Source organism: uncultured Butyricimonas sp., from assembly GCF_959596855.1.
Taxonomy (GTDB): domain Bacteria; phylum Bacteroidota; class Bacteroidia; order Bacteroidales; family Marinifilaceae; genus Butyricimonas; species Butyricimonas muris.
In genome coordinates, this window is sequence record NZ_CAUFYA010000043.1 from 41,588 (window position 1) to 47,802 (window position 6,215).

The 6,215-nt window shown below is 38.5% G+C and carries 6 protein-coding genes and 1 other RNA gene; 3 read left to right on the plus strand and 4 right to left on the minus strand.

Features of this window, described 5'->3' with window-relative positions:
- Positions 1-18 precede the first annotated feature (18 nt).
- Positions 19-1,005, minus strand: coding sequence for a GSCFA domain-containing protein (locus tag Q5866_RS16295; protein WP_186977279.1), 987 nt, complete (start codon positions 1,003-1,005; stop codon positions 19-21).
- A 99-nt stretch (positions 1,006-1,104) separates the two neighbouring features.
- Between Q5866_RS16295 and Q5866_RS16300 the strand changes: the two genes are divergently transcribed.
- From Q5866_RS16300 to Q5866_RS16310, 3 genes are all read left to right on the plus strand, one after another.
- Entirely contained in the window at positions 1,105-1,659 is a 555-nt protein-coding gene (locus Q5866_RS16300; protein WP_186977281.1) for a manganese efflux pump MntP family protein, read from the plus strand.
- Positions 1,660-1,775: 116 nt separating this feature from the next.
- Positions 1,776-2,177: a transfer-messenger RNA gene (gene ssrA, locus Q5866_RS16305) on the plus strand.
- 197 nt (positions 2,178-2,374) lie between these two features.
- Positions 2,375-3,577 carry a site-specific integrase gene (locus tag Q5866_RS16310; RefSeq protein WP_303181344.1) on the plus strand — a complete coding sequence of 401 codons (1,203 nt, stop codon included), beginning with the start codon at positions 2,375-2,377 and terminating at the stop codon, positions 3,575-3,577.
- A 122-nt stretch (positions 3,578-3,699) separates the two neighbouring features.
- Here Q5866_RS16310 and Q5866_RS16315 read toward each other — a convergent pair whose 3' ends face one another.
- The 3 genes from Q5866_RS16315 to Q5866_RS16325 form a co-directional block, all read right to left on the minus strand.
- Positions 3,700-5,118, minus strand: coding sequence for an MAC/perforin domain-containing protein (locus Q5866_RS16315; protein WP_303181346.1), 1,419 nt, complete (start codon positions 5,116-5,118; stop codon positions 3,700-3,702).
- Between the two features lie 239 nt (positions 5,119-5,357).
- Positions 5,358-5,906 (minus strand): hypothetical protein, encoded by a 549-nt coding sequence (locus Q5866_RS16320; protein WP_303181347.1) that lies wholly within the window; start codon positions 5,904-5,906, stop codon positions 5,358-5,360.
- A 129-nt stretch (positions 5,907-6,035) separates the two neighbouring features.
- Positions 6,036-6,215 (minus strand): hypothetical protein (locus Q5866_RS16325; RefSeq protein WP_303181348.1); only part of this gene is annotated, 180 nt, incomplete at its 5' end.

Sequence of the window (6,215 nt, forward strand, 5' to 3'; positions counted from 1 at the left end):
ATGAAACACGGATAATCATCACTTGCTTACCGAATCTTTCAGCTTTCTTTCTTCTTCACTAAAATCAATTGACGGGAAAGAACGGGAAATCGCTACAATTTCCGTTAGTAAATTCTTTACCAAACGTTGATAATCATTTGACGCCGGATCAAAAGGTCGATGAGCTACCGCCTTGTTTATTCTTCCAATCCGGTTCATCAGTCCCAACACCTCCGGACTGATAAAGCTATACAGGAATCTCTCCCAAGTATAGTCAATCGTGAGGCTGGACATATGCAACATATCATCCGCGTAGAATCGGTAGTCCCTCAACTCGTCCAGCACGATCTCGTAAGCCGGGAAATAATACACGTTATTCAGCTTTTCCCGCAATTGGTCGATTGCCAACAATAAGGTTGCTTTACTCAACTGGTTTCCATGCGCCCCATCTTTCCAGTGCCGAATAGGACTCACGGTAAACAATACCCGCATTCCGGGATTCACCTTCTGCAAACTCCCGATCAATTCCGTGTACTCTTTCACGATCTCTTCCACGTTCAACCGATAACGCTCGAAATCCTGCGAGGGGATCTTGTGACAATTCGATACGACCACGTCTTTTCCCGTGTGTCGGTATACCCATGCCGTTCCCCACGTGATCACCAGTAAATCCACGGAGCGAATCTCTTCAGTGGCACGAGCCAACCGACGGTTAATCTTATCCAGACACTCCTCTTGATCTGTCGAAGAAAAAGCCCCGTGGTGGAACAAACTCACCCACTTATCCCCGACCTGCATCAAATCTTCCTTCCCGAATTTCTTCCCCTCCACGATCAAACGGAGCACGTTAGCTACCGATCGCGGATTATAAACAATCCCGCAAGGATTCACATCAACATCAAATTTGTAATATGAAAACTTACCTCCCATATTCTCCGCGAAACACGATCCCAACATCATCAATTTGGAACTGTAATCTATCATAAAATCGGGTGCCGTAATATTAACCTTCGTCTGCAAATTCATATCTATTCTTATTATAAATAAACTCTCCTTATCTACAAAGTTACATTTTTTGCGCTTAATTTCGCCATCATTTTTATACTTTTGTCAAAAATTTCATGCATGGGTATTATCTCCGTATTAATGATCGCCTTAGGGTTGGCAATGGATAGCCTCGCTGTAAGTATCAGCGGGGGGATCGTTATGCAACCGTTTCGCATGAATCAATCATTACGCCTTGCCTTCACCATGGGAATATTTCAAGGAGGCATGACCTTACTCGGTTGGTTGCTCGGGGTTAGCTTCAGCTCGTACATCACCTCTTTCGACCATTGGATTGCCTTTGTATTGCTTGGTTTTCTGGGAGGCAAAATGATTTACGAATCATTCGAGGAAGAGGAAACAACCATCTCGTCTTTTTCCAACAAAACTCTTATCACCCTTGGCATTGCCACCAGCATTGATGCGCTAGCTGTCGGCGTCAGTATGGCATTCCTGAAAACAAGTATTTATTTCCCCGCTTTCATAATCGCCCTTGTCACCTTCACCCTTTCTTTGCTTGGGGTTATCTGCGGATATCGTTTCGGCAAGATCAAAGGCATCAACGTCGAACTTCTCGGTGGCATCATCCTCATCGCCATCGGTATCAAAATCCTCGTGGAACACTTGACGGAGTAAGGAATTTATGATTCATGATTTACGATTTATGATTTAGTGATCGTCGGAAAGAAATTATTTTCAATTTTCAACTTTCAATTTTCAATTATTTCCTATCTTTGTACCTGCATACCGAAGGGGCAGACGTGGATTTGACAGCATGATGAATAGGTATGTAAGCATGTCGGGCGTAGTGAAGCCGGCCCGTTAATCCCGGACGCAAAATTTTAATTGGCGAAAGAAATTACGCTCTTGCTGCCTAATCGAATCACAGTAGATTGAGGCTTAATCTCCGCTCAAGGTAGTGGAGACAGGACATCCCGCTGGCGGTCCCACCTTGTGCCAACCAGCATCCGGGGTGCAGGCAATACGAGGTTAGTCAACGTCTTGCTTCGCGACGCTGATGAAACTTTAGAAGCTAAGGTATAGTTTGGGTGCTTTTTTCCGGGCTATATTCGAAAACCAACAAAAAGCTAAGCATGTAGAAAGCATATTGATTCCGTGTTTGGACCGGGGTTCGATTCCCCGCTGCTCCACGAAGTTCTTTAAAAGAATTGAAAATCAAGAGATTACAACGGACATTTTTCTCTTTAAAAAAGTTCTTTGTAATCTCTATCCACGTAAAATACTATACTCAAGTAAATTACACGATTTTCAACGGACAGATTGCGGACACGATGGACAGTTGATTCATAGACTCTGATTTTTAAGTTGGGGAATTTAAAAACAAAGCAATATGAAACAACGAGAAATAATAGCAAAAAGACCAAAGCTTAGCGAAGGAAAGGAATGGTATGTTTACTTCTCCGTGCGCAATCCTAAAACCGGTCGCATGGAAAGACAAAAAATTCGGCGAGGCTTCAAAGAATTGCTCACCTATGAACAAAAGCGTGAACATGGCCAAAAGTTAATAGAAGAATACACGGAGTTATTAAAGAACGGCTGGACCCCATGGACGGATCCGGACAACATCTACGAAGACCAAATACAATACAAAAATGAATCCGAACGATTCGGATATATCAAACAAAACAATAATTGCGTTCGCAAACTAACGTCCGAATTTCTCCTTTTCAAGAAACCCCAATTGAAGGATAAAACCTACTCTTCTTACCAAAGTAAAATGCGTATATTCACGCAATGGCTAGAGAAAAAAAATTATGGTGAATACGATATTACTATGCTCAATAATACCATCATTTTAGATTTTTTCAACTACATAATAAACGACCAAGACTTAGATAAAGTCACGGTAAATACTTACAAGATAAAAATAAAAGCCTTCTTTGATTTCTTGATCACCAAACACTACATTCTAAAAAATCCGGTACATGACATTCCAAACGTGCGCAAAAAAGTAGACAATGCCCCTCGGCCAATCGAAGCAGACGATTTGAAAAAATTACTTTCCACAATTCAAAAAAATGATCCACAACTCTACTTGTTCTGTATGATTCAGTATTATTGCGCAATACGTCCTGGAACGGAATTACGTCTTTTGAAAATAAAGTACATAAACTTTTCCGCAAGAAGTATCACGATCAACATATTAGATAGCAAATCTTCCAGACAAGACGTCATCGATATTCCGAAACAATTATTCAACTTATTAAAAATGTACCAATTACAAAGTTTTGATAAAGACCTATATATATTTGGACGCCATGGGATACCCGGTCTCGAATCGTTAGGAAAAAACACTATGAGAAACCGGTTCAATAAATTTCGTGATGATTTAAAATTAAGTCGGGAATACAAACTATATAGTTTTAAGCATACCGGAGCGGGCGCCTTATTGGATGCAGGAATCACATTCAAAGACCTAATGGATCATCTAAGACATTCTGACATAGAAAGCACATATCATTATATAAGAAAACACCACGGAAAAAGATCTGATAAAATCCGGAATCATTTCCCGGATCCGTACAATTTATAAAAATCAAGAGTCGGGATAAATAATCTCGACTCTTCTATTTTCTAATCCGCCCCTAACTTGCTAATACCCTTTATACACTTCCTTAGACGCATTTCAACAATCATATTTCATCAACTTCAAAATCATTCAAAATATATTCCATATGCCTCACCAGGATATGCATAAAATTCAATTCTTTGGTGATTATATCCTTGACAACTTTCCCCTGACCATTCTCTTGTGTAAAAATGATCTTTCCCATTGTAATAATGAAAGATGGGTACAGTACCTTCCACTTGTGTTGGATACACATAACATTCTATCCTCTCAAATTTATACTTTCCTCCCCAAACTGTACCTAGCCAATCAATTGTGTAATGGTGATTTCTACCATCATAATATCGATATAATGGAACAGTCCCATTTGCCTGATAAGTATATATATAACATTCTATTCTTTCAAAAGAATATCCTTGACTACTATACCCAGATCCTGCCCTACAATAAAAATGATCTCCAATACCATTATGATAATATCGATAAAATGGAGTTCCATGATTTGGCATTTCTAATGTATTGTTTGATATATAATTATTATATGCTAATTGCAGCTTTGTTCTCTTGGCTTGATCTTTAACTAATTCATATATAGGAATTAGACTTCCAGGTGCTGCACCAATAAAATTCATTCGTTGAGGCGTACAACTGTTTATCCACTCGGATATATCAATTCGAGGATAAATACCAGAAGTTATCTCTAAAGTTGCGGGAGAACTTGTTGTAGGCTCCCCGCCTATCATTCGATAAGTTAGCTTTTGTTCCGAATTCTTTAAAGCTAAATCCATATTATAATCAATGTCTGTTCCCGCATTAAATATTTTTGCGTAACTAGCCGTCACCCCCGCAGAAGCAATAGATTTTCTTTTTTCATCTACCATTGATGATCTATACATTATTTCCAATCTTCCGCCAAGGATTATATTCGTCAAGATATGTGTTCCATATCTCGAAATAATATAAGAAGCATCTTTAGTTTCTAAATCTTCCCGAAATTCGTTAGTCAAATAATTTTGCAGAAACTCCGCATCGGCATTCAATGCAACTCTTTTATGCTGAATCATCCAATTATAACTCGCTATTGCATATTTTGAGGAATAATCTACTGTTTGTTTAAAAGAATTCTTCACAGACCCACCAAACAATCTTATTCCAATACCTACATTAGTACTAATAGACAATTCTCTTGTATAATCTTCTGCATTTTCTCCACTAATAACCTCTCCTTTGACAACCTTAGATGTATTACTAACTACACGTCCAGAATTCTCTTGCTGAAAAGAAACTACATCTATAACTTGGAATCTTGTTGACCCTTCAGTAAAATATTCTCCTGTAGCATCATATCCATATCCTAAAAAATCATAGACTTGGTCTCCTCCAGCTCTAGATAATTCACTCGCAAGAGTCTGCTGTACTTCATCAACAAGCATCTCCTCATGCTCATTCACACACCCGTAGAAAAAAAACAAGAACGTTCCCAACAACAATAATAATTTTTTCATATCTATTTTAATAATTTAATTAGACAAAAATAAAAACAAACATTCAAACAAATTGTTCCTCATTTGTTCCTATTTTTCTTAATATTTACTTAAAGAAAAATCCATCGTGTTGTATATTTAACACATAAATCAATCAAAGTTCTATATAACAACAATATAATACAAATACGTTTGTACTCATATAATAAAATATGTGTAATACTTATAAATAAAATACTAGCATATATTTTATTTAAAAACTAAAATTTATATAGGACTCCGATAGTTAAGCCATTTGATGTCCATTCTGCCCTGAAACCTATATCATGGTAGAAGAACCCACCCCCGACGCTAAAAGTGTGCAAATCCAAGACAGAAGCCGAAACAAAAGGTTCAAACACTCTTTTCTTTATTATCGTGTTCTCCTTGTGCATTGGGGTAAAGGAATAGGATAGTTTTTGCAATTCGTTATACTGCACAGAGAGTGCGATAGATAGTTTGCCAGATTCGTTGTCGAAAAGTAGTTTATTGTATTCTCTAACCCGGTTCCAGTCCCGAATTGTTTCTGCGATACTTTCCTCTCGCTCGATGATGGGTACATCTCTATATATCGTATCCGGAACATACACATACTTGTACTTTAATTCTCCGGTTAGATAAACCGTATCCGGAACAAATCGAGTTATCGTGTCCCGGATTGTTTTCCCCTCCACGTAACGAATAATTTCTTTCACTTCTGTAGACCAACGCCCGAGAAAGAACCCAAGTGCCAAACAAACGACACAGCATATAATTAGTTTTTTTTTCATTTCAACTTTTCTACTAATTGAGTAAATTTGTAGCCTCATAAACCAAGTTATTTGGTTCAACAAACGCCGATCCTCGCACGGGAGAATCCTACCACATACACACTTCTAAATTTCTCCCGTGCTTTTTAATTAATATAGCCACAAAACTTCTTGATCGTGAAATTCGGAATCATCCGCGTGAACGAATGTATTCGCTATCCCGACTCGCTTGAACCCAGCTTTCAACAAAGCATTCACGACCAAGAACCGATTCCTCGACGTGTTACATCGAATGTCTACCGCTCTTCCGAGTGTATGCGCCCCGGTTCC